This is a genomic window from Pasteurella bettyae CCUG 2042, from assembly GCF_000262245.1.
GTDB classification, from domain to species: Bacteria; Pseudomonadota; Gammaproteobacteria; order Enterobacterales; family Pasteurellaceae; genus Basfia; species Basfia bettyae.
Genome location: NZ_AJSX01000003.1, coordinates 1 through 25,016, shown reverse-complemented (window position 1 = coordinate 25,016; position 25,016 = coordinate 1). Strand labels below are relative to the sequence as shown.

General features: G+C 37.9%; 31 protein-coding genes. 12 read left to right on the top strand and 19 right to left on the bottom strand.

All coding sequences use genetic code 11. The features are described 5' to 3' along the window. The first annotated feature begins 79 nt into the window (after nt 1-79). From HMPREF1052_RS00170 to HMPREF1052_RS00125, 9 genes are all read left to right on the top strand, one after another. Entirely contained in the window at nt 80-1,261 is a 1,182-nt protein-coding gene (locus HMPREF1052_RS00170; protein ID WP_050954443.1) for a M16 family metallopeptidase, read from the top strand. Nucleotides 1,262-1,512: 251 nt separating this feature from the next. Next, nucleotides 1,513-2,424, top strand: a complete 912-nt coding sequence (locus HMPREF1052_RS00165) for an IS3 family transposase (RefSeq protein WP_005758329.1) — start codon at nt 1,513-1,515, stop codon at nt 2,422-2,424. Between the two features lie 1,277 nt (nt 2,425-3,701). Further along, nucleotides 3,702-6,719: a TonB-dependent receptor domain-containing protein gene (locus HMPREF1052_RS00155; RefSeq protein ID WP_005758327.1), complete on the top strand. Its 3,018-nt coding sequence runs from the start codon at nt 3,702-3,704 to the stop codon at nt 6,717-6,719. A 150-nt stretch (nt 6,720-6,869) separates the two neighbouring features. Further along, nucleotides 6,870-7,664 carry a Slam-dependent surface lipoprotein gene (locus tag HMPREF1052_RS00150; protein WP_005758278.1) on the top strand — a complete coding sequence of 265 codons (795 nt, stop codon included), beginning with the start codon at nt 6,870-6,872 and terminating at the stop codon, nt 7,662-7,664. Nucleotides 7,665-7,724: 60 nt separating this feature from the next. Continuing rightward, nucleotides 7,725-9,170, top strand: coding sequence for a porin family protein (locus tag HMPREF1052_RS00145; protein ID WP_005758325.1), 1,446 nt, complete (start codon nt 7,725-7,727; stop codon nt 9,168-9,170). 336 nt (nt 9,171-9,506) lie between these two features. Then, entirely contained in the window at nt 9,507-10,211 is a 705-nt protein-coding gene (locus HMPREF1052_RS00140) for an ESPR-type extended signal peptide-containing protein (protein WP_005758290.1), read from the top strand. Between the two features lie 18 nt (nt 10,212-10,229). Next, the gene (locus HMPREF1052_RS00135) at nt 10,230-10,445 is read left to right on the top strand and encodes a Hep/Hag repeat protein (RefSeq protein ID WP_005758317.1); all 216 of its coding nucleotides are present in this window, start codon (nt 10,230-10,232) and stop codon (nt 10,443-10,445) included. Nucleotides 10,446-10,554: 109 nt separating this feature from the next. Continuing rightward, nucleotides 10,555-10,740, top strand: a complete 186-nt coding sequence (locus HMPREF1052_RS11425; protein ID WP_005758295.1) for a hypothetical protein — start codon at nt 10,555-10,557, stop codon at nt 10,738-10,740. Between the two features lie 245 nt (nt 10,741-10,985). Next, nucleotides 10,986-11,933, top strand: coding sequence for a helix-turn-helix domain-containing protein (locus HMPREF1052_RS00125; RefSeq protein ID WP_005758312.1), 948 nt, complete (start codon nt 10,986-10,988; stop codon nt 11,931-11,933). A 199-nt stretch (nt 11,934-12,132) separates the two neighbouring features. Here the strand turns inward: HMPREF1052_RS00125 and HMPREF1052_RS00120 are convergent, their stop codons facing one another. Beyond that, entirely contained in the window at nt 12,133-12,660 is a 528-nt protein-coding gene (locus tag HMPREF1052_RS00120; protein WP_005758305.1) for a PBECR4 domain-containing protein, read from the bottom strand. A gap of 721 nt (nt 12,661-13,381) precedes the next feature. Between HMPREF1052_RS00120 and HMPREF1052_RS00115 the strand changes: the two genes are divergently transcribed. Beyond that, nucleotides 13,382-14,386 (top strand): site-specific integrase, encoded by a 1,005-nt coding sequence (locus HMPREF1052_RS00115; protein ID WP_005758282.1) that lies wholly within the window; start codon nt 13,382-13,384, stop codon nt 14,384-14,386. Here the strand turns inward: HMPREF1052_RS00115 and HMPREF1052_RS00110 are convergent. From HMPREF1052_RS00110 to HMPREF1052_RS00070, 10 genes are all read right to left on the bottom strand, one after another. Beyond that, on the bottom strand, nt 14,383-14,667 hold the full coding sequence (locus HMPREF1052_RS00110; protein WP_005758292.1) for a hypothetical protein: 285 nt from the start codon (nt 14,665-14,667) through the stop codon (nt 14,383-14,385). The two genes, HMPREF1052_RS00115 and HMPREF1052_RS00110, sit on opposite strands and share 4 nt — an antisense overlap. 12 nt (nt 14,668-14,679) lie before the next feature. Beyond that, entirely contained in the window at nt 14,680-14,904 is a 225-nt protein-coding gene (locus HMPREF1052_RS00105; protein ID WP_005758336.1) for a hypothetical protein, read from the bottom strand. A gap of 38 nt (nt 14,905-14,942) precedes the next feature. Next, complete coding sequence (locus HMPREF1052_RS00100) at nt 14,943-17,186, bottom strand: replication endonuclease (RefSeq protein WP_005758274.1); 2,244 nt, start codon at nt 17,184-17,186, stop codon at nt 14,943-14,945. Between the two features lie 9 nt (nt 17,187-17,195). Then, nucleotides 17,196-17,471, bottom strand: coding sequence for a hypothetical protein (locus tag HMPREF1052_RS00095; RefSeq protein WP_005758299.1), 276 nt, complete (start codon nt 17,469-17,471; stop codon nt 17,196-17,198). Between the two features lie 2 nt (nt 17,472-17,473). Next, a complete protein-coding gene (locus tag HMPREF1052_RS00090) occupies nt 17,474-17,779 on the bottom strand; it encodes a hypothetical protein (RefSeq protein ID WP_005758270.1) in 306 nt (101 codons plus the stop codon). Nucleotides 17,780-17,885: 106 nt separating this feature from the next. Next, nucleotides 17,886-18,014, bottom strand: a complete 129-nt coding sequence (locus tag HMPREF1052_RS11555) for a hypothetical protein (protein ID WP_005758314.1) — start codon at nt 18,012-18,014, stop codon at nt 17,886-17,888. Nucleotides 18,015-18,019: 5 nt separating this feature from the next. Continuing rightward, nucleotides 18,020-18,397, bottom strand: coding sequence for a hypothetical protein (locus tag HMPREF1052_RS00085; protein ID WP_005758321.1), 378 nt, complete (start codon nt 18,395-18,397; stop codon nt 18,020-18,022). A gap of 10 nt (nt 18,398-18,407) precedes the next feature. Further along, a complete protein-coding gene (locus tag HMPREF1052_RS00080) occupies nt 18,408-18,641 on the bottom strand; it encodes a hypothetical protein (RefSeq protein ID WP_005758303.1) in 234 nt (77 codons plus the stop codon). 124 nt (nt 18,642-18,765) lie between these two features. Next, nucleotides 18,766-19,014, bottom strand: coding sequence for a hypothetical protein (locus HMPREF1052_RS00075; protein WP_005758276.1), 249 nt, complete (start codon nt 19,012-19,014; stop codon nt 18,766-18,768). 7 nt (nt 19,015-19,021) lie between these two features. Next, on the bottom strand, nt 19,022-19,249 hold the full coding sequence (locus HMPREF1052_RS00070) for a transcriptional regulator (protein ID WP_005758334.1): 228 nt from the start codon (nt 19,247-19,249) through the stop codon (nt 19,022-19,024). 124 nt (nt 19,250-19,373) lie between these two features. On the opposite strand from HMPREF1052_RS00070, the gene HMPREF1052_RS00065 reads away from it, so the two are divergent. Both HMPREF1052_RS00065 and HMPREF1052_RS11420 read left to right on the top strand, forming a co-directional pair. Beyond that, nucleotides 19,374-20,063: an XRE family transcriptional regulator gene (locus tag HMPREF1052_RS00065; protein WP_005758331.1), complete on the top strand. Its 690-nt coding sequence runs from the start codon at nt 19,374-19,376 to the stop codon at nt 20,061-20,063. Between the two features lie 39 nt (nt 20,064-20,102). Continuing rightward, nucleotides 20,103-20,285, top strand: coding sequence for a hypothetical protein (locus HMPREF1052_RS11420; RefSeq protein ID WP_005758268.1), 183 nt, complete (start codon nt 20,103-20,105; stop codon nt 20,283-20,285). A 39-nt stretch (nt 20,286-20,324) separates the two neighbouring features. Here the strand turns inward: HMPREF1052_RS11420 and HMPREF1052_RS00055 are convergent, their stop codons facing one another. The 8 genes from HMPREF1052_RS00055 to HMPREF1052_RS11270 all read right to left on the bottom strand — a co-directional run. Further along, nucleotides 20,325-21,503 (bottom strand): phage late control D family protein, encoded by a 1,179-nt coding sequence (locus tag HMPREF1052_RS00055; RefSeq protein WP_005758272.1) that lies wholly within the window; start codon nt 21,501-21,503, stop codon nt 20,325-20,327. Beyond that, nucleotides 21,503-21,934 carry a phage tail protein gene (locus HMPREF1052_RS00050; RefSeq protein WP_005758338.1) on the bottom strand — a complete coding sequence of 144 codons (432 nt, stop codon included), beginning with the start codon at nt 21,932-21,934 and terminating at the stop codon, nt 21,503-21,505. The genes HMPREF1052_RS00055 and HMPREF1052_RS00050 overlap by 1 nt, the downstream gene beginning before the upstream one ends. A gap of 66 nt (nt 21,935-22,000) precedes the next feature. Further along, on the bottom strand, nt 22,001-22,129 hold the full coding sequence (locus HMPREF1052_RS00045) for a GpE family phage tail protein (protein ID WP_005758280.1): 129 nt from the start codon (nt 22,127-22,129) through the stop codon (nt 22,001-22,003). Between the two features lie 8 nt (nt 22,130-22,137). Further along, nucleotides 22,138-22,446 (bottom strand): phage tail assembly protein, encoded by a 309-nt coding sequence (locus tag HMPREF1052_RS00040; protein ID WP_005758341.1) that lies wholly within the window; start codon nt 22,444-22,446, stop codon nt 22,138-22,140. Nucleotides 22,447-22,501: 55 nt separating this feature from the next. Beyond that, on the bottom strand, nt 22,502-23,008 hold the full coding sequence (locus HMPREF1052_RS00035) for a phage major tail tube protein (protein ID WP_005758284.1): 507 nt from the start codon (nt 23,006-23,008) through the stop codon (nt 22,502-22,504). Nucleotides 23,009-23,010: 2 nt separating this feature from the next. Further along, on the bottom strand, nt 23,011-24,195 hold the full coding sequence (locus tag HMPREF1052_RS00030; protein ID WP_005758294.1) for a phage tail sheath subtilisin-like domain-containing protein: 1,185 nt from the start codon (nt 24,193-24,195) through the stop codon (nt 23,011-23,013). A gap of 127 nt (nt 24,196-24,322) precedes the next feature. Beyond that, nucleotides 24,323-24,583: a hypothetical protein gene (locus HMPREF1052_RS00025; RefSeq protein ID WP_005758301.1), complete on the bottom strand. Its 261-nt coding sequence runs from the start codon at nt 24,581-24,583 to the stop codon at nt 24,323-24,325. Between the two features lie 10 nt (nt 24,584-24,593). Beyond that, nucleotides 24,594-25,016, bottom strand: a 423-nt coding sequence (locus tag HMPREF1052_RS11270; RefSeq protein WP_040596105.1) for a hypothetical protein, incomplete at its 5' end; no start/stop codon positions are given.

The following is a 25,016-nucleotide window of genomic DNA, read 5'->3' as shown; positions in this document are numbered from 1 at the left end:
TTTTATGTAAAATAAATTTCGATTTTATGCAAAAAGATTTGCGAACTTATAATATCGTTTATCAAATGGGAGCAAATTGGTGTATCACAAAAGTGATAAAAGCCCAAATCAGGTTTATTTCAAAGCTGTGACGGATGGAGGATTGCGTTCTATTCCAAATACCCAATATCATCAGTTACGTGCTGCGGTATCTGCTGTTGATGAGACAGGTGCTGGCAGTTTATCAGCTGAACAATTGAAAGCGCTATTTAGCCAAAATCCTATTGTCTTAACCACGGTTATTGATGATTTTTCCCAAGGTTTTACTGGAGCAGGGCGAAGTGAAGATTTAGAAAACCTATTGAAATTATTCCGCCTGAAATTGCAATCAAGCCCAGTGTCTGATGTCGTATGGAATAAATATTTGCAAGAATTACAGCATGACGAAAATGCACAAGATAAAGAAACGCAATTTATGCAGAAACTAGCAAAGTTGCGTTTTCCAGATGTGGAAACAGTTTACAGTCGTGACATTCGACAGTTAGCCGATCTTACGCCGTTGAATTTATCTAAACTGTATCAACAATACATTCGTGATAAAACTGATTTCACTTATTTTATTGTGGGCGATATTGATGAAAGTGCGGTAAAAAAATTGGCAGAATTATATTTGTCTTCCGTAGAAGTAAAGAAACAAGCAAGAACAAGCCAAGCACCGAGAATACATTCGCCTACCTCACGTTTTCAACTGAAAGGATTTATGGAGCCACGAGCAGAAGTGGAATTGTACTTAACAGCTGATTTACCTTGGCAAGCCGAGAATGAATATTTATTCGACATTCTGGCAGATATTTTGCAGGAGCGATTACGTTATGTATTACGTGAGAACGCAGGAGGCATTTATTCGGTTAACAGCTGGTTTAATCAAGACCCTAAAAGCACACAAATAGAAGGTAAAATTGCCTTTAGTTGTGCGCCAAATCGTGTAGATGAATTGCTAAAATTAACTCACCAAAGTTTAGACTCATTAGTACGAGATGGAATTGATAACAATTTGTTAAAGAAAAAATTAGCAGAGAAAGAGAGCAGTATCAAGCAACAATTTGATTCTCTGTTAGTGGTTTTTGGTTTAATTGAAGAGAGTTATCGGCTCACAGATTCGCCAAATTTGATTTATCGTTATCAACATTTATCGCAAATTGCAACTAAAGAGAATCTCGATAAACTTAGCAAAATATTATTAGCAAGGGAAGCTCGAGCTGAGGCGATATTGACTCAATAACTTACATATGAAAGTGTATTTTTATGAGTAATGGAGTAATGTATTGCAGTAAGAGTTAGTCATAACTTGGTAGCCACAATAAAGCCACAGTGTAAGTAATATCGGTGAAACGTTAAATATTCTTGAATAGTCAAAAAGATTATCCACAAGTTTCTTATCAAATTATTAAAGGAAATATCAGAAAGGATAAGATTTGATCTGCACCCCAAAAGTTGGACTAAACAACCAACTGATTAAGGTGCAGATTTTTTATGACTAAATACAACCAATTCTTTAAACAGCAAGTTATCGATTTCTATTTTGAAAATCATGAGTCTCTTGCCAAAACTTATCATCATTTTTCGCTTTCTAGAACACTCGTAAATCGTTGGATTGAGCAGTTCAAACATGCGGGCGTTGATGCGCTTATTATTCGCCGAACCAAGCAAAAATATTCCACTGAATTTAAGTTAATGGTTGTTCAAGCCGTATTGCATAGTCAATTTACTGGTGAAGAGGCAACGTTGCATTTTGGATTACCGAATTCAAGTTTGGTCAGCCAATGGTTGAAAGCCTTTGAAAAACAAGGTATACAAGTGCGGTCAAAAAAATGCAGAAAATACCGCTCTTACAAAGGCGATGTGGGGACGAAAGCCCCAAATCTATTGAACCGCCATTTTACAGCCCAGAAGCCAAACGAGAAATGGTTAACCGATGTCACGGAATTTAAGGCTGAAGATGGCAATAAACTGTATTTTTCGCCGATTCTCGATACCTTTAACAATAAGTTAGTGGCAGGGGTATGCAGCCGTAGTCCAAACTGGGCAATGGTTGAGAAAATGCTTAAACAGGCGATAGAAAAGCTACCGAAAGGTGCAAAGCCGATACTGCATTCAGACCAAGGTTGGCATTATCAAATGCGAGCCTACCATCAAATTTTAGCAGAAAACGACATCAAAGCCAGCATGTCTAGAAAAGGGAATTGCTTGGATAATGCAGCGATGGAAAGTTTTTTCGGACGATTAAAAGTGGAATGTTTTTACGGCAAACGCTTTAAAACAGTGGGGGAAATTGAGCGGGCGGTAATGGATTATGTTCGCTATTACAACGAAGAACGAATCCAATTAAAACTAAATGGACTGAGTCCGATACAATATCAAAATCAGTCCATTATGATAAAATAAGAGTCTAAGTTTTTGGGGGCAGATCAGATTTCACCATCCTGTTTTTTTAAATGTGTATGATAAACAACCAGCTGGTTATAAATTATGCTATGAGGAGTAAAAATGGAAAACCTAACAATCAATTTTTGTTATAGCCCTGTAGAACAGGAAATAAAGTTCGCTAACATAGACAAATTGAAATTACTACTTTGTTTATGTAGGGCTAAGTTAGCAAAGAAAATTCATTGACCTTTTAAACACATAACTGTCATAGGCACTGATTACATTGCTGAAGAATATGAGAATTTAATTAGAGAATTATACAAAATCGCAAGGCAAAGTAGAAAAATAGGATTATCTTTCTCTATCAGGGAAAAAGAATCACAAGACGCAAGTGGTTTTAAATAGGTACATATATGAAAGAGAACAAATTTTTCGAAGGTGTACAACCTGTCTTTAATGGTGAACAAATATTTGCATATACTTGCTACGGATTAGCCATACAATTATTGCTTATAGTTATTAGCATTTTATCTTGAATATGGACTTAATCAATTTTCAGAAGATTTGGATTTTGATGGCGAAAACACAAGAACAAAAGGACGAGATTTATTTGATTTACATGTTATAGCAAAAAATTATACGCAACAGTTTACATCAACACTTGCCGTAAGATTAATGAATTTCTCCGCAGATCCCGATAAACTTGTGTCTTTATACAAAGAAGATATAAGAGAAGGTAAACTTTTAACATCATAATTTATAAAATTTTTCTTGAAATAATGTATGGAGTGTGATAGAAGAATATCACAAAATAAGAATAAGAATAATAAGCATTAGCACTACAATTCCTAGCCCAAGAGAAGTGGCTTTGTTATCTCTTGGGTATTTTTTTATTCAAATTATTGATTAAGAATTTCTAATAGGTAGTTCTATATCTGATTTACTTTCAAATTACATAGTTTTATAGAAATTTGAATAGTCATATTTCACATAGTTCTTCATGAATTGGAGCATGCAAATTCCATAGTGCCAAGAGCATATACTTTACTGGTGTATTTGAGAAGTTCTAACATTAGCCATTCTACTTATTACTCCATGCCTTAGTTTACTTAACTTATTCATACCATTGATTTAATGAAAGAAGATTTTTATAAATGTGATAAAGATCACAAATCTGATCTTTTCTTTGAATATTTATTGAACTTATTTTGAGAATTTTTTATTATCTTTTTCTTCTTGTTGGTGATAATGATTATCATTATTAGGCATGGTTGAGGTCATAGGAGATATAAAATATGAAAAGTAGAGTTCTCATATCTCTCTCTGTTTGGGGATATGCTTTTGTTTATGTTATTCCAGTTTACGCAGAGACAACTGATCAACTCAGTACTATTGTTGTTCATGCAACTTCAGAACGAAAAGATGAGCAAGGTAAAGATGACGAATATCAACGCAATATCACTAATATGTATGCGGGAAAAGAAACAGTAGAGCGCTACAAAGGTGCAGCACCAGCTGACTTATTCCAAGGTTTTAACGGTGTTTATAGTGGTGATGCACGAAATAGTGGTGCAGTAGATCCAAATATACGAGGTATCCAGGGGCAAGGTCGTATTCCTGTGACGATAGATGGAACCGAACAGGCGATTACGACTTGGCGAGGTTATAACGGGGCGAATAACCGTAACTATCTTGATCCCAATCTCATCAGTGGTATTACAGTAGAAAAAGGTCCTGATTTGGCTTCAGGTAATCAATCTGGTATTGGTGGTGCGGTAAAAATGCGGACTATTGATGCCGATGATATTGTCAAACCTGGACAAAAAATAGGTGTAGAGCTCAAGTTAGAAACAAGTAATAATTCTGTAAAAGAGCGTATTCCTGATTTTAAATGGGGACAGGATTATCGCGTAGTAGGTGATGGTACACCAGGTGATTTTTCTCCCATTACTCTGATAACACCAAAGACTAAAGGTAAATATTTTAAAGACAATGCTATGCGTTTAGCTGTTGGTGTAAAAGAAGATAAATTCGATTTACTGGCTGCATATAGCTATCGTAACAAAGGAAACTATTTAGCAGGCAAAGGCGGTGCACATAAATATAAAGGGGTTCTTGATCAAGAGTCAGGGCGGGAGATTAAACAGATAGAACCGAATTTACCTTTTGCTGCATCTATTTATCGCCCACATAAAGAAATTCCGAATACATCGAGTACGATGGAATCTTATTTGCTTAAAAACACCATTCGGTTAACGGATAAACAAACGTTGAAAATGGGGTATCGTGATACCAAAATTACCTATGGTGAAATTATGCCATCTCGCCTTGATTTTAAAGCATTTCATGGATTTGTTCCGCAATGGCCTCTTGCAACCGTTAAGCAAAATGCCTTTAACTTAGATTATGAATATAACCCAGATAATCGATGGATCAATTTTAAAGCTGGCGTGTGGTACACCAGAACAAAAAGCGATACCAATACATCAGGAGGGAATCCACGTGAAGCCAACTCAATGGATGTGGATTGGACATTGGCAACCAGCGAATGTGTTTCTGTTAATCCTTCCCCAACAACTCCACATGATTATCTTATTATTGATCATGCTTGTTTAGCCAGACTTGGCGATCCATTGGTTAAGAAAAATCCGAATACTAACGGTAAATATAGCTATGTCAATGCCGCTCAGGTCAATGCCTATAATACCCGTCGAGGGATTCATTTAAGTAATACAATGAATTTAACGGATAAATTGGATTTGACGATTTCTGGTGCATTGCAAAAAGAATTGTTAACCAGTAGCCATTTTAATGCCAAACCAAACCCAAGTAGCACTTATGAGAGCCCACCACGAGCTGGACGACGTAAGGAATGGGATATTACCTTTAACTTTAACTATCGTCCTACAGATTGGTTGATGCTAACAGCGGGAGCTCGTTATAACGAATATTGGTCTTTTGATGATTATTTAGACTATTTGGTAAAGTCAGGGGAGTTATATAAACCTTATATTATTGATGATAAAGCTTATAAACCAAAAATTGATGTGGGGCAATCAATTTATTACACTGAAGTGATGAGTGAAAAAGATTGGAATCGTTATCAACAAATTGAGAAAAGAATAAATGAGATAAATGACTGTGTGTCAGATGATGATCCTGTTTGTATAGCTGAAAAAAAACGATTGGATGCAGAGTATCTTAAAATAATGGGTAATGCTAATAATATTGAAGACGGTAAACGTTATGGACAGAGTATAAAGTGGTATTATCGTGATGATGGACGGCTACATCGAGAAGATAATCCTTTCTACAATGGCAAATTAAAAAACGAGAAAGTCAAAGATCCAATAACAGGAGAACTTGTTAATAAATATGAACTGAGTAGTAGTGTTGGTCCATTTAGTGAAGAAATGAAAGAAAGTGATAAGTTGACAAAAGTAGAGAGAAAGCGTGGGCATGCATTTTCTCCTGCATTTTCTGCTACTGCATTTTTGACTGATCATTCTCGTATGTATTTGCGTTATACCCAATATGCCCGTATGCCAAGTATTTTTGAAACGACAGTTGGTTTTTCAGCCAGCGCGGACACTTCAGCACGTTTTAAAAATGCCAGATTAAAACCAGAAAAAGCTCGTAATATTGAGATTGGTTATGTACATGATTTGGGACATTATTTTAGTACACCAACCAAAGCAGATATCAAATTAAGTTATTATCATAATGAAACTAAAAATGTGATAGATCGTGATACTGAATTTCGTTTTGTGCAATTAGATAAACGTACGTTAGAAGGGATTGAGTTACAGGCTCGCTATGATAATGGAGACTTCTTTGGGGATTTAGGTGTTGAATATCATCTCAAAAATAAAGTATGTGATGCCAATACTGCAGTAGAACTAGATCCTATCCAAATGCGAGTGCCTACTTGTATAACAGGTGGCTTTGCTTGGGGGTATTTGCGTACCCAATTGCAACCTAAATATTCGATCAGTGCGAATTTAGGTGCGCGTTTCTTTGAGCGTAAATTAGAAATTGGTACTCGTTGGCTTTATCACAGTAAAGCAAAAAATAAAGATGAAGAGCGATTGTGGAAGCTAAAAGTTTTAGATGAAGGAGTTTGGAATCGACCAATGTCTTGGCAACCTGTATTAACACTGGATGCTTATATTAAATACCAAATATCACCGAATTTAAGTATGGAATTAACGGGTACTAATTTAACTGACCGTTATTATCTTGACCCAATGACTCGTTCAATGATTCCTGCACCAGGTAGAACTGTGAAACTTGGGCTTACAGCAAAATTTTAGCAGGACGTTTGCGTTCTTCTAAAAGGTGGCAGCAAAACTTGGTAATCGGATGTCGTTTTGCTGCCTTATAGAGACATACAATTTCAATTAAGAAAATGTATGAATATTTATTTGGGAAATAATTCCCACAATAAACATGGAGATTTTATCATGAAAAAATCGGTTTTAGCTACGGCATTTTTAGCAGTATTTTCAGTTGCTACAACGACACAAGCTGTGACTATCACTTATGGTATTTCCAATAAGAATGTTCCATTGAAACTAGAAAAACCATCCGCTAAGCATAATGGTTGGTTCCATAAAGATCCTGGTGGCTTACCAGGTGTAGAAGTTGAAGGTGTAACTAAAAAAGTCACCAGTTTCCAATCATTAACTAACATCACAAAAAATACTCAATGGTTAAAAGTATTTGGCGGTGTGGATAAAAATGGTGTTGTAGTATTGAAAATGGGGAATTTACCGAGCTGGGTACCTGGCTTCCATGACAAATTAGGTAATTTTGCTTTTAAAAAAGTTGGTGATAAAGAACTTTATTTTGGTGAATGGTTGAAAAAAGGAGATAATGTAAATAAAGATCGTGTTGTGTACTATGCAGGCAATAACAAAACGGAAGTTATGCCAACGGGTGGTACAGCTGTATATGAGGTTGTTGGTATCAATAATAACTCAGACTTAGACAAGGCTGTATTAACAGGTCAAATGACCGCTGATTTTAATAAAGGTAGACTTAATGGTTCTATCTCTAAGCCTGGGTTGACAGTAAAAGTTGAAGATGCCCAAATTAAGTCCAATGCAAGTTTTGCAGGCAATGCTGTCGCAAATGGTAGTATTAAAGGTATGACTAACGGTCACTTCTTTGGCAAGGACGCCTCAGCTCTGGCAGGTTATGCTAAATTTAATGGCAATAACCAATACGATACTGCATTTGGAGGTACAAAAAAATAATTGTTTTATGATTAAAGGGGAAAATTTTCCCCTTTTTTCTTATTTTTATATGGATTTTTTATGAAAAAGTATTATTTAATTTGTTTGTTATCTTGCTATTGCACAACAACGTTTGCTGATATACAGGAACAAGATGCCCTACGATTGTGGAAACAACATATTCAACAATTAACACAGCAGCAACGTGAAAGTCATACCTTAAATGTCTCTCAGCCTATAAATGAAATCATTATTGAGGGACAATCTTTTGAAGTAGCACCAAATGCCTTGTCAGTGGGACAAGCCCTATATATTGCGTTAAATCAACAGCTATGGCAGTACGTAGAGAAGCTTTTAGAGCAATATAAAACATTTGATGAGCATAAACCTGAATTAATTTGGTTTGCCGAAGGTGCACTAGCTCGTGAACGTGGTGATTTTGCTTTAGCTGCACAACGCTATCATCAATTGCTGCAAGTGCAACCTGATTTTCTGAGAGGACAATTAGATTTAGCGAGAATTTTATTTGAAGATAAAAAAAATGCAGAATCTACCGCACTTTTCCGTAAAATAGCTGAACAACCGCTTCCTAGCAGTGTACTTGGTAACATACAGGATTATCAGTTGGCATTGAAACAACGTGAAAGTTGGTCTAGTTCTCTGACATTTGGTTATTTGTATAATAAAAATTTAAATCAGTCACCACAGAAAGAACAATGTTTATTAGAAAATAAAGGTCAGTGTCTAATTAATCGACATTCGCCAAAAGCTATTAATGCTCATGGTTGGCGTTATGATTTTAACACCCAACGTCGAATTTCATTGCGTGGCCATCATGGTTTAGCATTTTATTTCAATAGCTATGGTCAATTTTATCCGCATGAACATGACTATAATGAAAACACACTAAAAACCTATGGGGGTTACAGCTTCCAGAGTGCAAACACAGAAATCACCGTTGCACCTTTTCTGGAACATAATACTTTTGGCAATCACCGTAATTATCACAGTTGGGGAGGGCACTTTGAATGGACGCAAAATCTTTCACCCCGTCATTTATGGAATATGCAATTTGAGCAGAAAAGATTGCGATATAGTGAGCATTATAGCAGTTTCTCTAAGGCGAATTTAAGTTCATTGTTCAGTACTTGGTATTATTTGTATTCACCAAAAACAACGTTATTCGGTGGGGTGGATTGGCAATATCGTTACACTCCTGATCAGGCACAAGCTTATCATTTAGTAGGTACACGCTTAGGTCTTAATCATCAATTCGATTTTGGATTAAATGCGACTGTGATGACATTGTTACGTCGCTATAATTATCAAGGGTATCATGCAGCATTAGAGGTGACAAGGAAGGACTACCAACAGATCTATATAGCACTCTTTAAAATGCCTCAATGGAGCTTAAAAGGATTTACGCCTAATTTGTTATTTAAACATACTCGTAATCGCAGCAATGCTGATTATGTTTATTCCTACAAACAAAGCGAGGTACAACTGAATTTTGAATTTCAATTTTAAGTAATTGCTATTAATACTTAGTAAAAGTAGCTTAAAGTCTTACAGTATAAGGCTTTAAGCTCTATTTTTTGAAGTTAAACGAGAAATTTCCGTTTTATCAATAGAATTTACTTTATTTACATTTAAGCGAGATTTGTTAATTAAATTGACTTAACATTTTTTGCTAAAAAATACCAAAAATCATACAAAATTTGTTGATTTTTTTACACTGGAGAAGTTTTACACAGAGTTGGTGAGTGAATGTAATACGTGGCTGAAAAGTCATAAAGTGGGTAGGCATCAATTTTTTGATGCTTTTTTTCGTTTTTATACTAGGTAAACTTAAGGAAATTTATTATGAACAAAATTTTTAAGGTCGTTTGGAATGAGAACAATCAAAGCTGGGAGACCGTGTCAGAGTTGGCGCATGGGAAATTAAAATCAAGCAGAACAAACAGGACGGCAATGAAAGTGTTCAATCTTTCTATTGTTGCGGGTGTAGCAGTGTTAGGAGCGGCACAAAATAGTTTTGCAGGAACAAATCTTATTAAGCAAGACCAAACATATATTGAAACAGACGGTAACAGGATTGCGATTGGTCAACATGCGACCGCGGGTAATACAGCAGCCTCTAATTTGAATGATGAGTTAGCAAAAGGGGAAAATACTTCTTCAATTGCTGTTGGGAATGCAACAGCAAACCGTACAGGCAGTATTGCCATCGGTTCTGGTACAGTTGCATTGTCAGATTATTTTTCTGCTACTAAACAAAAAAATGGACCTAAGGATAATACGAGTGCAATGGCGATCGGTCATAAAGCCAGTGCAACTAATCAAGGTATGGTTGCGTTAGGTCATAAAGCCACTGCAAGTGGCTCATTCTCTCAAGCGCTAGGGGCATATAGCGTGACGGAAGGTTACAAGGCAACAGCAGCAAATAACTCAATTTTGGTTGGTGCAGAATCAAACGCAGCCACCAATTCAATGGCAGTAGGTTTAAAAGCAAATACTAAAGGTAACTATAGTACAGCAGGTGGTCACTTTGCAGAAACAGATGGCTAGTATTCCACGGCTTATGGTGTGGTTGCAAAAGCATTGGCTCAGAATGCAACGGCAATTGGTGGACAAACAAATGTTTCAGGTTTAGGCTCAACAGCAGTAGGTGCGCGTAATACGGTCACAGCTTCAAATACAACGGTTTTAGGTTACTATATTACTGTTTCAAGCAATAATTCTGTGTATTGGGTGACCACTCAAAAGAAAGTAAAGTGCAAGATGCCACCACTGCTACGGTAAACGGCATCAACTACACGGGTTTTAAAGGCTTGTTGGATGTGAACAACCAAAATAACACAGGACGTTATGTTTCGGTAGGGGAGCTGGTGCAGAACGCCAAATTAAACATGTGTCAGCAGGCTTGATTTCAGCAGAATCTACCGATGCAATCAATGGCTCACAACTTTATATTGCTTTACAACGTGCAGGGGTTAAAACAGGCGACAGTAAAGCTGTACAAGGTTCAACAGGTAGTGTAACCAATGTGGCAGATGTGATATATACTGATACAAGAAAATATTTTTTGATTTTCTAAAAACATTATTAGATTCATCTCAAAATAACTTTTTACTCATGCAAATTATTGATGGTTTGATTAAAAATTATCGTCCTTAATTTACAAGGGAAAGACGTTTTTAAAAAGAGTGATAGGTAGTACATTTGTTAAGGCAAACAATTGAATTTGATATAAAAAGCATTAGTATTTTGTAGAAAAATAGCTTATACTCCACTCGTTTCATTTTGTCGTCATTTTGATAATAATTTAGTGTAAGGTATATTATGTTCAGTAATAAGTCTAAACCCAAATCATTGAATATCAGGGAATTACCAGAAAATATTATCGAACAATTACAAAAAATAGCTGAGAAAAATGAACGTTCTTTAGAAGCCGAAGCTAGATATCTTATTCAGCAATGGTGCTTTCTACAAAATACTCAACAAGGAATACAAAATGTCTCATTTCTATCAGAAATATCGAAACGTCTCTACACAGCATTGAATAACGCAAATCAAGTTAATGTTAATGAGATGACCTTTTCTCAATTAGCTGAGAAAATGAATGTATCTATAAATGATATAAATGCTTGGTTTTTAGCTAAAAAAGAGATACCGTTCTTTCATTTAGATGCATTAAGCCAATTATTTGGTTGTAATGCTCAATGGTTAAAACATGGTGTGGGAGCTGCATATAATCAAATTGTTTACAACATATTCACTCAACATCCACTTCTTTTTGCAAAAGAATTTTTAAGTACTAAACTGGATGGTAAACTAGTTTACAAGCTTCATTTAATATTAAATGAAGATACTGGTTATGTATATATAATACAAGAGTTTAAAGATTCTAATATAACCTATACTTATGTGTCATCAAGTTTCTCTTTCAAAGGGGAATATGGTTCTAGTGGGTTTGATAATACTGCCCGATTTGTTTTAATGTTATTAGCTTTAGATAAAATAAAAACTCCAGTGATTATCAAGGGGTATCTTATAAAAGATAAATTTGCTAATCCATTGTTTAATTCTCAAGAAAAACATCCATTGTTATTTAAAAGAGATGCTATAGTTTCTCCTTGGAATGAGGATATTATTGATCCTGATTATCCAATGAGCTACTGGAGTGGATATAAAACAATACAGCAAAGTATTCATAAACATATTGAGAATGATTTATTGCTAAACCAATACAAGAAAGATATTAAGCAATTTCATGGCTATCTAGAATAGTATGAATTCTGAGATTTTTTATGATGAAAATGTAGGAGAATGGGAAGTATTCAGTTTTGATAAGAGCATAACAATGATAGATAAGAAAGCTAAACTTTCTTAAATTCGTATATGTTTAGTTTAGCTCAATGCAGTTTGGGCTTGTTGTGAGATCTAAGAGACATTTAATCTATAATTCAGTATTCATAATATTAAGAAGTTATAAATATACAATTTCTGTATTATTTTGTAAGTGGAACGATTTAATACTAATTACTTTATCTCCATATGGGAATTCATTCATACTTCTTAAATTTAATAATGATTGAGGTATGAATATGTGATGATTGTTAATTAAGGTTAATGCAAAAATTTGTTTTTTAGTTCTAAGAGCTTTATCAAAATGTAAATTTAAATATATAGCCCCTTCTGTTAAAGTAATTTCAGGACTAAGTAGAGAATTAACTGATTTTAATAATGAAAGTTTTAAAAAGGTGGTTCCATCACTTTTTACACTCATTTTTGAAAGAGCTAGCTTTCCCGAAATTGCAGCTTTAAAAAATTCAGTTGCTCCATCAACATATCTTATACTACATAGATGCATGAAGTTTGAACGTTTAAATATGATAGAAATCTCTTGATTTTTTGTTTTATAGATAACTTTCTTATTTATGAAATGATTGTTGAAGAATTTTGCAGCATCTTCAATAATATCAATATATCGTCCTAATTTAGCTTGTTCTTTCATAGTTATCTGAAAGTTATATTATATAACGAATTAAGCCCACGAAATGTGAGCTTTAAAATTAAATGTTAGTTTTTCTGATGTCTGCCATCTGCTAGGCTTTAACTATCCTAGATTAGTTTCAAGTTTTTCTGATGCTTGCCATCTACTAGGCCTTAAATATCCTAAATTAGTTTCAGATTGACGATGTGCTAACTCACATTGCGCATTTAAGTTTACGCTAACTTCTGCTATTATATTGAAGATTTTATAGTGTAAAGTCAAGTTTTTTCTTAAAATAACTGTAAATTTCTGCATTCAGGATTTACAAACACAAAAAAGCTGTGTAGGATTGATGGTGTTGATTAAGTAATCAATACCCATTTGAGGATGTATTGGCTAGGTACACCCAGATAATAGGAAGTATTTTAGGGGGGGACTAGAATATGCTCCTACGCACTTGATTCAAAATCCGCCGTTGAATAAACGTGTCGGTTCGAGTCCGACCCTAGGCACCACTAGTAAAATTTATAAAAATGATAAGCCACTTTTAGAGTGGCTTTTTTATTTTAAAAATATTTTAAGATCAATAAGTTATAACATTTCTAAAATTTCTTCACTTTAAAAACACTGTATATATTTACATTTATTTACTGTTCATTTATGATCTGATTAGATCATAAATGAAGTGAATTTGCACCAAATTTACACTATAAATTGCACCAAAAAATCAGGCTCTAAAAAGATGGCAACTTTCAATAAAATTAACGGTACTTGGCGTGCTCAAGTCAGAAGAAAAGGTGTATCGAAATCAGGCTATTTTCGCACAAAAGCTGAGGCACAGGCATGGGCGCTGGATATAGAATCAAAAATTCTTACTGGGGCTATTAACAATAGCATCCCCAATATCACATTTGCAGAACTATTGGATAAATACATAAAAGAAATTAGCATTAAAAAGCGTAGCTACCGAGAAGAGCGCTTGCGTTTACTCCGCTTGATGGATATGCCAATCGGCAGCATACGTTTGCCCGATTTACACGAACGCCATTTTCAGCAATGGCGCGATGAACGCCTATCCAAGGTCAGTGCAGCGAGCGTATTGCGCGAGTGGAACACCTTATCCCATGTGATGACAACAGCTGTCACAGAATGGAAATACTTACACGAAAACCACTTAAAAAACGTAAAAAGACCCGAAACACCCAAAGAAAGAAGCCGCCGCTATAGCGACGAAGAAATAGAACGTCTAACCTATGTGTCAGGCTTTGATTTTAGCGTGCCGCCGAAAAGTGTGCAAAGCCGTGTTGGTGCAGCAATGTTGTTCGCCATTGAAACCGCTATGCGCGCAGGCGAAATTTGCAAAGCGACGTGGGCAGATTTAAACGCAGAAACACGAATTTTGCATATCCCTACATCCAAAAACGGACATTCTCGAGATGTGCCATTATCGACAACAGCAATAAAAATAATCACTCATCTGTCCTTATTTAAGGATGCGGAAACTGACTTAATTTTTAATCTTGACAGCCGTTCGCTTGATGCGAATTTTAGGCTAATAAAAGAGCGCGCTGGGTTATCGGATGCTGATCTCCATTTCCACGACACAAGGCGTGAAGCCTTGAGCCGCCTATCTCAAAAAGTGGAAGTGATGACACTTGCAAAAATATCAGGGCATAGAGATATCAAGATTTTACTTAATACCTACTATGCTCCGAAAATGGAAGATGTGGTTAATTTACTTGATTAATGCCAGCGTTCTTGGCGACGCTGAGCATATTTGACAATCTCTCCAACAAAGAATAAACGTTCATTACTGGATTTTTTCACGTCTCGTTGTGTAGGCATACGCACTGGGCGTGGAAAATACGGATCAGTGATAATAGACATCAAATGCCGTTTGGTACATCTAAAATAACGTGCCACCTGTTCCATATTCCATAATTCCTTGTTGTTTTCATTAATAGCTTGACGTGCCAACATCTGTTCAAGTGTGGTCAATTTTTCCATTATTTCTTGATATTGTTCCATAAATCCCCCTTACTAACCATTTCTTTTAAAATATTCAATCATTCGGTCTATGCCATCTCGTAGTGATGTATCATAAGTTAGATCAATAATAATTCCGTTATCATGTCGGCAAAGTTGGAATTCGCCAGTATCTCTTTCAAGAATTATTTCGATTTTATGTTCTTGTATAAAATCCATTCTGGCTTTATCTTTAACAAGCTCAGAAATAAATGCTTCAGTTATTTTTAATTTATCCATTTTTCAATCTCCCAAAAACTTAAAAAACTCAACTTTTTTTACTCAATAACCAATTCACGACCGTCCCAATGAATAAACATGCCCCCATAAATTCCAACTTTGTCGCCTAAAACAAGACGACAAAGTCGATAATCGGTAACCCATCGAGACGATATTTTGTGTAAACTTAAGCAAAATTTAATCTGCTCAATCTCGTTACGATGTATTTTCATCATCTCAGCAATGTCATTCACTGATAACTTTCCTTTAGGGTGGTTACAGTTACTGACACAAGTCCAAGGTGGCGAAAATTCGCCACTATTAGCGGAGCATTCTCCCTGTTTAGTGCTAGGTTTGGTGCTAGGTTTGCGTTTAATAACCCATTTTTTCAAACGACTTTTCACCCATGCTAAACAGCGAGTGAGACGCACGCCATCAATTTTCTGACGTGTCTCGCCAAATTGGTTAGGCTCGGTTTCTTCGTAGTGCAACCGCGCTTTAATATCTGCACGTTTCACCATTGCACCGCCCTGACGTTGCAGATAAGAGGCATAACAGCCAACGTCTGCACAAATGCGCATTTCTTCTAATTCTTCGTCGGTGATGTCGCCAGCGGTTAATCTGCGCAATTCACGCCACACGCCAACTCCAGCATCACCATAAAATTGAAATTGACGAATGCCCCAAATGCTCGCCCAAGCACGGGCGCGTTTGGCATTGTCTTTTAACAACATTTCTGGGTCTTCATCGGAGCGTTCTTCATCGCCTGCGAAACCGTCGATGTTTTTGCTGATATATTTCGCGATATACGCCGTTGCTGAGCCTTTCTCGTGGTCAATGTCTTCCACCTTGCAACGGTGTTGTTTCGCACCACGCTCATTACCGTCCAGCTCCAAAGCTTTACGTTTAAACAGCTCAACCACTTCATCACGATGTTTTTTATCCACATAAACCAATAAATGCCAGTGCGGTGTTGCATCGTGGTGTGGTTCCGCCACTCGCATGCCATAAAAGCCAATGTCGCGCTTAGCCAATAAAGCACGAAACTGCGCCCATACACGGTTTAAATATTGGTGTGTTTTGCGCGGGCTTGCACCATTCCATTTTGGGTTTGGCTCGCCATGGGAAAGTGTGGCGTGGAATGCGCTTGGCGCAGTTAAGGTCAAAAACAGTGCATGATGCTCTGTTTCATCTGCCCATTGCTCTAAACCGTTTAGGCGGGTCATCATCTCTAAACGACGCAATGCAGGATTAGCAGACGAACGTAAATACATATCAAACAATTCTGCTTGTTCTGCGGGGTCGTCCACATTTTCAATAATCATTGATTTCAAAAAATCATAGTTTTTCTTCATTTGTTGTCTCCAATCCATCAGCCCATTTCGTGACACATAACTGCTGTAATGTTTTTTTACTTCGCCACAGGCGATAGCAATATGCTCAATCATCTGCTTTTGCAGTTTTTGCATATTGCGCACCCAATATTTTTCATCGCAGATTTTCATCAGCGTGCAATCAATATATTCTTGACGAATAATGCCTTTGCTTTTGTAACGGTCCCAATGCGCCAACGGAAAGCCAATCGCCGCGGCGACCTTGCCACAAAAGCCATAAATGCGAAGCATTAAACCGTTGATTTCCGCTGTGGTAAATTCCTGCTGCAACGCCAAATGCGCATCTAAAAACGCACGTTGCACATTGCTAAACGACGTGGCGATTTTATAAGCGAGTTCGCTTAATTTCTGCGAACCCAACAAATAAAACGGCACCGTGCCTTTGCTCATTTCGCGGTGGGCAAATTGGTTAAATTTACGCACAAAGTTTTGCTCGGCATTGTCATCGTCGACATAGGTTGCTTTTGTTTTCACTGTGGTCAAAGTGCGGTCAAATTCGTCCCACATTTTACGGTCGAGCAAAAAATCAGGCTCACGCGCAAAACTTTGCATAAACGCCACATCCACACGATATTCGGCAAACACTTTTTTCAAGCGGTTGCCCAATAGATCACGCAAAAACAAATTCGCCTTGCGTTCGCCCCCCATCTCCACCGAGCGATATTCGCGCAAATAGAGCTTGCGAAAATGCTCGCGTTGGCGTTGGCGTGGCAGTTGATTTAATAACTTTTCGACAAAGTCATAGCTGTAAGGAACAGTTTGAAACAGCTCAAGCTGGGTTTCTGTGCGACAAGACTCAGGTGCAGGGCGTAAACTGCCGTCAGTACCTACACTTTCAGGCACTTGGCGAATCATGCCACGTTGTGCTTTCAAGCGTTCGTTTTCGTCTCGTTCTTGTTCCCAGCTCATTATTTAGCCTTATAACGTTGTTAAATACTCATCATGTTGACGAAACCAATCGTCGGTGCTGAATGCCAAATCATTAATCACATCACGTAGATCATTTAAACTGTCCAGTTCTGCCACGCTTAATTCGCACGCCATTAAATCACCAAAGGCATCAATAAAACGGTCATGCTTTGCACCAATCGCCACATAGGCTTCGCTTTCTGCGTGGCGCAAATACGATTGAAATCGTTTGTCTTCACCGCGCTTAATTTGATATTCATCGCCACTGTCTAAAAAAAGTTGCATAGCTACACCTCCAATCGTTTTATAATTTCATCGCTTTTCATCCAGCCAGAGCCGACAAAACATTGTTCGATTACATCGCCATTGGCTCGCGCAGGTTTCACCAAAAACAAACAATCGCAAGCGCCCTGGTCCCGTTCTTTAAACGGCGTAATCGTCACTTCAAAATATTCACCGTCGAAAAAAACATGATGCACACTAATTCGGTGGTCACCTGTAATCTCTTCCTTAATGTGTTCGATTCCACGCAGCTTAATAAACAGCGCACGCACAAAACTATCATCACACATCGCCAATTTTGCTAATCGCATTCATCTTCTCCATAACCTTCAATCATCACCAATATGCCAATCAATCCACTAACCAAAGCACAAAAAAACAAAATGCTAAATAACGTTAAAATCACTGAAATACTCCTTATTTTTTATTTAAACTTTCCGCAATCATCAAACCCAACACAGTTAACATTGGCATGCCGAGCATGACAGCTAATACATCCCAATTTGCTTTTGCGATACTCATGGTTAAAATAAAAAAATCGTTCATTATTTTTATCCTTTTAAATGTAAAAACCGCAGATCTAACGGCTCGCCTTTAAAACTCGGCAAATCAGGCAGTTTCACGAAGCCTGTTTCACTGTTTTCACACACTGGCTTATTGCGAAAATGCAACTTGCTAAAACTGGGCAAATCCAAAAAACTGATTAAAGTGCGGTCGGTTTTTGCCTGATTTTCGACTACCGCATGCACCTTTGTTTTTAACTGGCTCAACAGCATGGCATACACATCGCTACGGTTTTGGCTACGTTGATAAGCAATCCAATTAGCAAACTGTTCCGCTCGTTTTTGTTGCTCTGCCAAAATAGTTTGCTGTTGTGCATGTGCCTGTTCCGCAAATGCATAACGTTGCACTGCTGTTAAACTTTTCATTGTCAAGCTCCTAGTGCTTTAACCAGCGTTTCCACCATGGTTTGCGCTTTTGTTCGACTATTTCGGTAAGGTCTGCCACTTCATCTCGCAATAAATCCACCAATCCCTTTAACATCTCATAGCTACGGCTTAAATGCGTAATCATGCGCCCTTGCGTTTTGAGTGTGTTTTGCAATGCCCAAAGGTCAATCTTGCCTTTGGATTTATCCTGTAGTCGTCCACGGTTTGAGTTTTGATAAGCCATTTTTAGCTCCTTTTTTGTTTATAAATTCAGCAATTTTCTGAATTTAGGGTGTAAAAATCCCACAGCTAAATTTTTTAAGCTCAGCCGTGAGTGTTTAATTAGTGTTTAAAAAGAATAACGGTTGTTATTCCATCGGGATTTCTGTTTGATTCGGGTTATAGTTCTTCAGTGGAGTATTTGCTCGCAAATACTCAGGACGCTCCACATAATTTGGCGTTTCTAGTTTAATGATTTCCCACAACCCATGATTGCGTGCACCACAAGAATTGCACACCAATAAAAAAGACCCAGAGCGTAGTCCCATACTTTCTGATGTACGCACTCGTAAATCTTTCGAACCACAGTTTCCGCAACCGCAATTAATGTTTGCCATTTTTCACCTAAATTTTTTGTTTATCTGATTCATTTAATAACGCAAAACACAACTCTCTTGCAGTGACTGCCCCTTGTGTGGCGATTTCAATTCTTGCAGCGTATTTTGCAGAATATTCACTCCCATTAAGCCATTTAAATACTGTTGGCTGTGCAACATTGCATTCATTAGCTAGATTGGCTTGTGAGCCTACGATTTCTATTGCTTGTTTTATTTTTGGATTAAACCCACTCATAAAAAATACCTTTAGTTATTTATTAACTATAATTATATAGTTAAAAGAATAAAATTCAATAGCCAAATGAATTTTATTTTTTATAGCTTAAGTTATATTATTACAACCAAAATAAGAGGTAAGTATGAATACTTTGGCAGAACGTTTAAAATTTTTATTGAATGAAAAAGGCTTAACACAAGAGGAATTTGCGAATTTAATTGGCATTACTCAGCCTTCGGTATTTAAAATTTTGAATGGTCAAACAAAAAACCCAACTAAAATCTACGAAATAGCGACCGCACTTGGGGTCAATATTGACTGGTTAAAAACAGGTAAAGGCGAACCCAATTTATCCCAAGAGGTGTCAGCAATGACAAGCGAGCCTGATAATGATCACGCTCACCGTATTGATGTGTTAGATGTGGACGCTGCTGCCAGTACAGATGGGATTTTAAATGTAGATTATCCAGAGATTATCCAATCTATTTGGTTCTCTGATGTTGGGGTTGGGCAAATTCTTGGTCGAAAATCTACTCAAGGTGTACATATTATTCGTGTACCAACGGACAGTATGATGCCGACAATCAGCCCTCGTGATTTAGTATTTATCGACACCAATATCAATCAATTTATTAGTGATGGTGTTTATGTGTTTAAACTTAATGGACATACCTTTATCAAACGCCTACAACGCTTGCCTGATGGTTCATTACGAGCATCATCGGATAATAAACAATATGAGCCCTTTGCCATTTCAGCAGAGTTATTCGATACTGCAGAAATCATCGGCAAATTTGTCAGCGTAGTGTCGTTTAACCCGAGAGATTTATAACTCAATCCCAACTGTAAAAGTGCGGTTGGGATTTTTGTTTTGGAGAAAAATATTCAAACTGCTGTGGCAGATTATTTGCAGGAATTAGTAAATGAATATGCGGCTCAAGGTTGGGAATTTTTCCGTATTGACGATTTCTCAACGGAAAAGAAAAGACGGTTAATCCGCCTCTTTCAATACCCAACCTTTCCATTTTTTACACTTACCTTGTCGCAAGGATGATAACCCAGATTCAGCGTTACAGTAGAGATGTGATGTTCATCACGTTTTTTTCTTCACTTCCACATCCGTTTCCACTTTCAACTCGCATTCAATTTGTGTGGTATATCCACTGTCGTTGATGTTGTGTGTCACTCGGCTGATAATCCAATCTGAGCCGTCAATCATAGATTTAAACCCACGCAATACTAACGGCATTTCGGGTATCAGTTCGGGTTCGCCAAAGGCTAGCGTCATGGAAAAGGTGGCGACCCCACGCTTGAGTTTGTCAAAGGCGGATTTTGCACCTGTAATCGCGCTAGTTTCGTTGGCGTAAGTGTATCGTAGGGTTTTGATTTGATCGCTGTCGCTGGTGACGGGTTCAGTTTGCTCCAGCACGTTGTATTTGCGCTTACTTAAGTGTTGCCCTTTAACTTGACCGTTTTTTAGCTTGCGCCCCTTGGTCATTTTTTGCTTTTTGGTGATTTTGCTGTTTTCATCAATAATGATTTCGCCACGCTTTCCCGTGTTGGTGTCGTGCCAGTAAGCACGCACCGCTTTGTAATTATCGCTTTCGGCAATGCTAAAATTATAGCTATCACCGCTTTGTCTGGTAATCTCAAAAGGTGGAATGTTTTTACCGCTTACCGTGTTGCCTTTGCCTGTTGGCATAAATAGCAAACAGCCGTTTTTCACTGTGGTAATGGCGTCATACTGTTCTGCAAGGCGTGTGAGCAGATTAATATCGCTTTCACTGGTTTGGTCGATGTGGCGGATAGTTTTTTCTTGATAATCTTTTGCTACTTTAGCTTCTAGTTGATTTTCCTTGGCAATTTGCTCAACTAAGGCAGGCAATTTTATACTGTGAAATGACCGCTCTTTTTTCTCGCTAAACGAGCCTTTTAAATCTGCACTTCTTGCTCTGATATTGACCTTGTCAGGCGCACCGCTAAATTGCACTTCGTCTACCAAGTATTTACCTTTATCTACCAAGAGCGATGATTGCCAGCCAATGGCTACTTGGATTGTTGCATTGCGTGGCGGCAGTTCTAATAAGCCATCGTGGTCGCTCAATTCAAGCTCTAACATATCCGCTTCAAAGCCACGATTGTCGGCAATAGATAGGCTAATTAGACGGTCATTAACTACTTGGGTGATGTCTTTCTCTTGCTTGTCTTTGGTGATCACACGCACGTTAAAAATGGGGGTGCGGTGGTTGGTTTGTAAAAAATTATCTAGCATTACATCATATCCATAATACTTTCCGCTACACTGATAAGTGTTGGGTCATCAGTCCGTTTTAGTTGCATTGAAAAATCAATAGATCTTGCCGTACCATCTGCAAAGAGTTCGGACTTTTCTTCGTGGATATTTTCGATGACGAAAAAGCCTAATATCATAAAATTACCATCAATAAAAGGATATGCCCCACCGCTATTTGCCATTAAACGGAGCGCATCAATGCTGAGACTGCCACCTGTAATTTCTGGGCGAAGTTGACAATTAATCGTGATGTTATCGCTTTCTTTGCCTATAAATTGTGTTTTAGGCATAGCGCCAACAACGGCATTAGTGGGCTGTCTCCAAGTTGTATCACGGCTAATGGATTGATAAGGGATAGTCCGTTGCATAAACGGAAACATACCTAAAATGGCGAGGGCGTAGTTTTGCATAGCTATTCTTTTGCGTTTTTGCCTCAAAAGTGCGGTCAAAATTTGTTGAGTTTTAACCGCACTTTTTTAAGTTTGAGTTTCGGCACGTTGGTGTGCTTTTTCGTGCCATTGCATAAGTTCGCTTAAATCCATATCATCAAAGACGTTGGGTTGCCAATGAAATACAGTGGCGATGTCTGCAATGGCGTCTTCCACGTAGTTTGTTATTCGGATGCCATTGTCTCGGTCTCCGAATTCGGCAATAAAAAACCGATAGTTTCAGAGGCTAATTCTGTAAAATCTCGGATATCCATATTGTCAAAGTCATTTTTATGTAACATGGGTTGAGTAACTCTTGGTAATAATACCGTTAATGCATTGACATCAGATTGCATAACATCTAATAACTTTAACCCTTTTAAGGCAGCTACATTAGGTTTGATTACAGTGATTTCGTTATATTTTTGTTCACCACGTAAAATAGGGGTGGTGAGTTTTACGGTTTTACTATTGTTTGATTTAGTTTTTGCCATTGCGTGTTCCTTTAATATAGATAGGGGCGGATTGCTCCGCCCGAGGGGTTAATAATTACAGCCCAATTGCTGAGCGATGTTCGGCTAAGCGGTCGGTACCATTGACAATAAAAAGACTGTTTAGCATATCAATCTCAATAATATCTGTACCATTTTCAATGACCTTGTAATAGGTGAGTGGCACGGTGTAGCTTTGTTCGGTATCATCTCCAACTTTGGCGTTGCCACTGTCAATTTCACCGAACCGTCCACGCATCACAATTTCAATGCTGGTGACTGTGCCAGAGTCGTCTTGCTCGTATGCACCCATAAAACGTAATGGCATACCGTCAATATTAGAGCCAAATTTCTTTAAAAACTCTGTCATAAAACCGCCCATTTTGAGCGTGGTTTCTAAGGTTTCAAGTCCTAAATTGACTTTTACTGCACCAATCATGCCGCCTGCACGATATTCTTCGAGTTTCAATGCTAGTTTTGGCTGTTCCAGTTCATTGATTTGTCCGTGATAGCTGTTGCCGTCGCCAAACACGTTCATTAATTTTAATTTGCGAGGTAATCCCATGTTTAAGCTCCTACTTTGGCGATTTCATCGGCGAGATTGACTAAATACTCATCGCTTACATATTGGTTAAATTCCAACTGTTCTAATAGCGGTGCCGCACAGTAATCATAGCCAATTAATAATTTGGCATCTTTAAGGGTTTCAGTGGTGTTAAATTCTTTTTTCACAAAGGCTTTACCACCCACTAATTTGCCCTCATTGGTCCAGTAACGCCATTTAGAATTAATGGCTTCCACGATTTCTTTTACCAAGGTCACACTGATATTTTTATCTATCGCCCAGTCAAAACTTTGTGCAATGGTGTCACGCAATACTTGTGCGGTGCGAGTTTGGTTTTCATATAAAAAAGTTTTATCGGTGGAACAGGTGCGAACGCCCCAGAACTTATAGCCGTTGTAATTGATACAGCAAGTAATGCCTTGTTCATTCAGATAATTGACGTCAGTGTCAGCATCATTGATGTCAAAGGATAATGGATTGGTCACGCCAGTAACGCCTGTCAAATCCTTGTTTGAAATTGCCGTGTGCCAGCCTTGGGTTTTGTCTTGATAGGCTCGCATTGCTGCTGCACGAGTGACCGCATAATCCACTTCGGTTTTCTTGGTGACTGGATTGAAAGAAAGGAAATCGCCAAAAATCAGCATTAATTCACGTTGCGAGAATTGACGGCGATATTGCACAGCTTGCTCTTTGGTTTTACAGCCATAGCACGACGCATACACAAAGCCATTAAGTTTTTTCGCCACAGTCAGAAGCTCAGTGACTGCCTCTTGGCTGTCGTATTTCGGGATAACAAAAATGCGAGGTTTGACACCCGTTACCGCTTGAGCCACTAAGAAGGCTTTCAAGCCACTGTATTCGCCATTTTCATTTACACCACCAATCACGTTAGCTTTCATCTGTGCTTCGTCCTCGACTTCAGCCACACGCACCACAATCACTTTAGTGTTGGTAATATCTAAAATGCCGTCTAAAGCTCGGGAAAGCGTGCCAGTTTTGCCAGCTTTTGCCATTACTGCAGAAGTAATGCCAGTGAGTAAAATCGGCTTATTGAGAGGGAATACTTCTGGATCTGCGTCTTCTGCAGTTGCCACTAAACCAATGACGGAAGTAGAGGAAACGGTTAGCGTTCGCAGTGTTTCGGTAATTTCATTGACACGGACACCGTGTAGATATTCATCAGACATAAAAAATAGCCCTGTTTGGTTAATGATAGGGCTATTGTGTGGGTTTGTGACGCGTGGTGCGAGCGGTTGGAATTGTGAGAAAAGGTTCAACACAATTAGCGCACTTTGACAAAAGTGCGGTTGATTTTTAAATTTTTTGAAAATCGACAGGATACTGTTTTCTTTTGATCTCGCTATTGTATGCTGTTTTACAATGATTACGATCAAAAAAGACAGCGTTAATCACACGATACCAAATGCGCCAACGCTTGCGTGGATGTTTGGCCAGCACTGCTCCACGATAGGTGCGACTAGATAGCGTTTCATCTGCTGCGCCACCAATGAGGGCATTAAACAGTTGGTCGATGGCGATTGATACATGGTAAAGATAAAATTTCAATTTGTGCATAAAATCTCCGTTATTGTTGTGGCAACTGATACACAGGCTCAATGGCTTGCACTTGTTCCAAGGTTTCGGCAGCAATCAATCTATCCTCAAAGCCTTGTCGTTGTCCTGCCACTGCAAAAGATAGTTGATAAAATGCGTTCACTTTTTCTAGGCATTTTTGACGTAATATATTAAGTGGCACACCCCGCATAATAGCAATTAATGCCAATTTAGGTGTATCTATTTCAGGGTTATTCGCCCATGCTCTAGCTTCGTTTGCCTGTTCTTGCCATGTCGCTTGCTCAAACTCAGGAGTTTCATCTAATTTGGCAATTTTTGAAACAAAGGCTTGAGCCTTACTGTTGATTTCGGTGAGTTTTTCAGTTTTGGCTTGTACAAGCAATCTCTCTTTAGCTTGCTCGTCTAAGATCCATTGCGAGCCATTCCATATGTG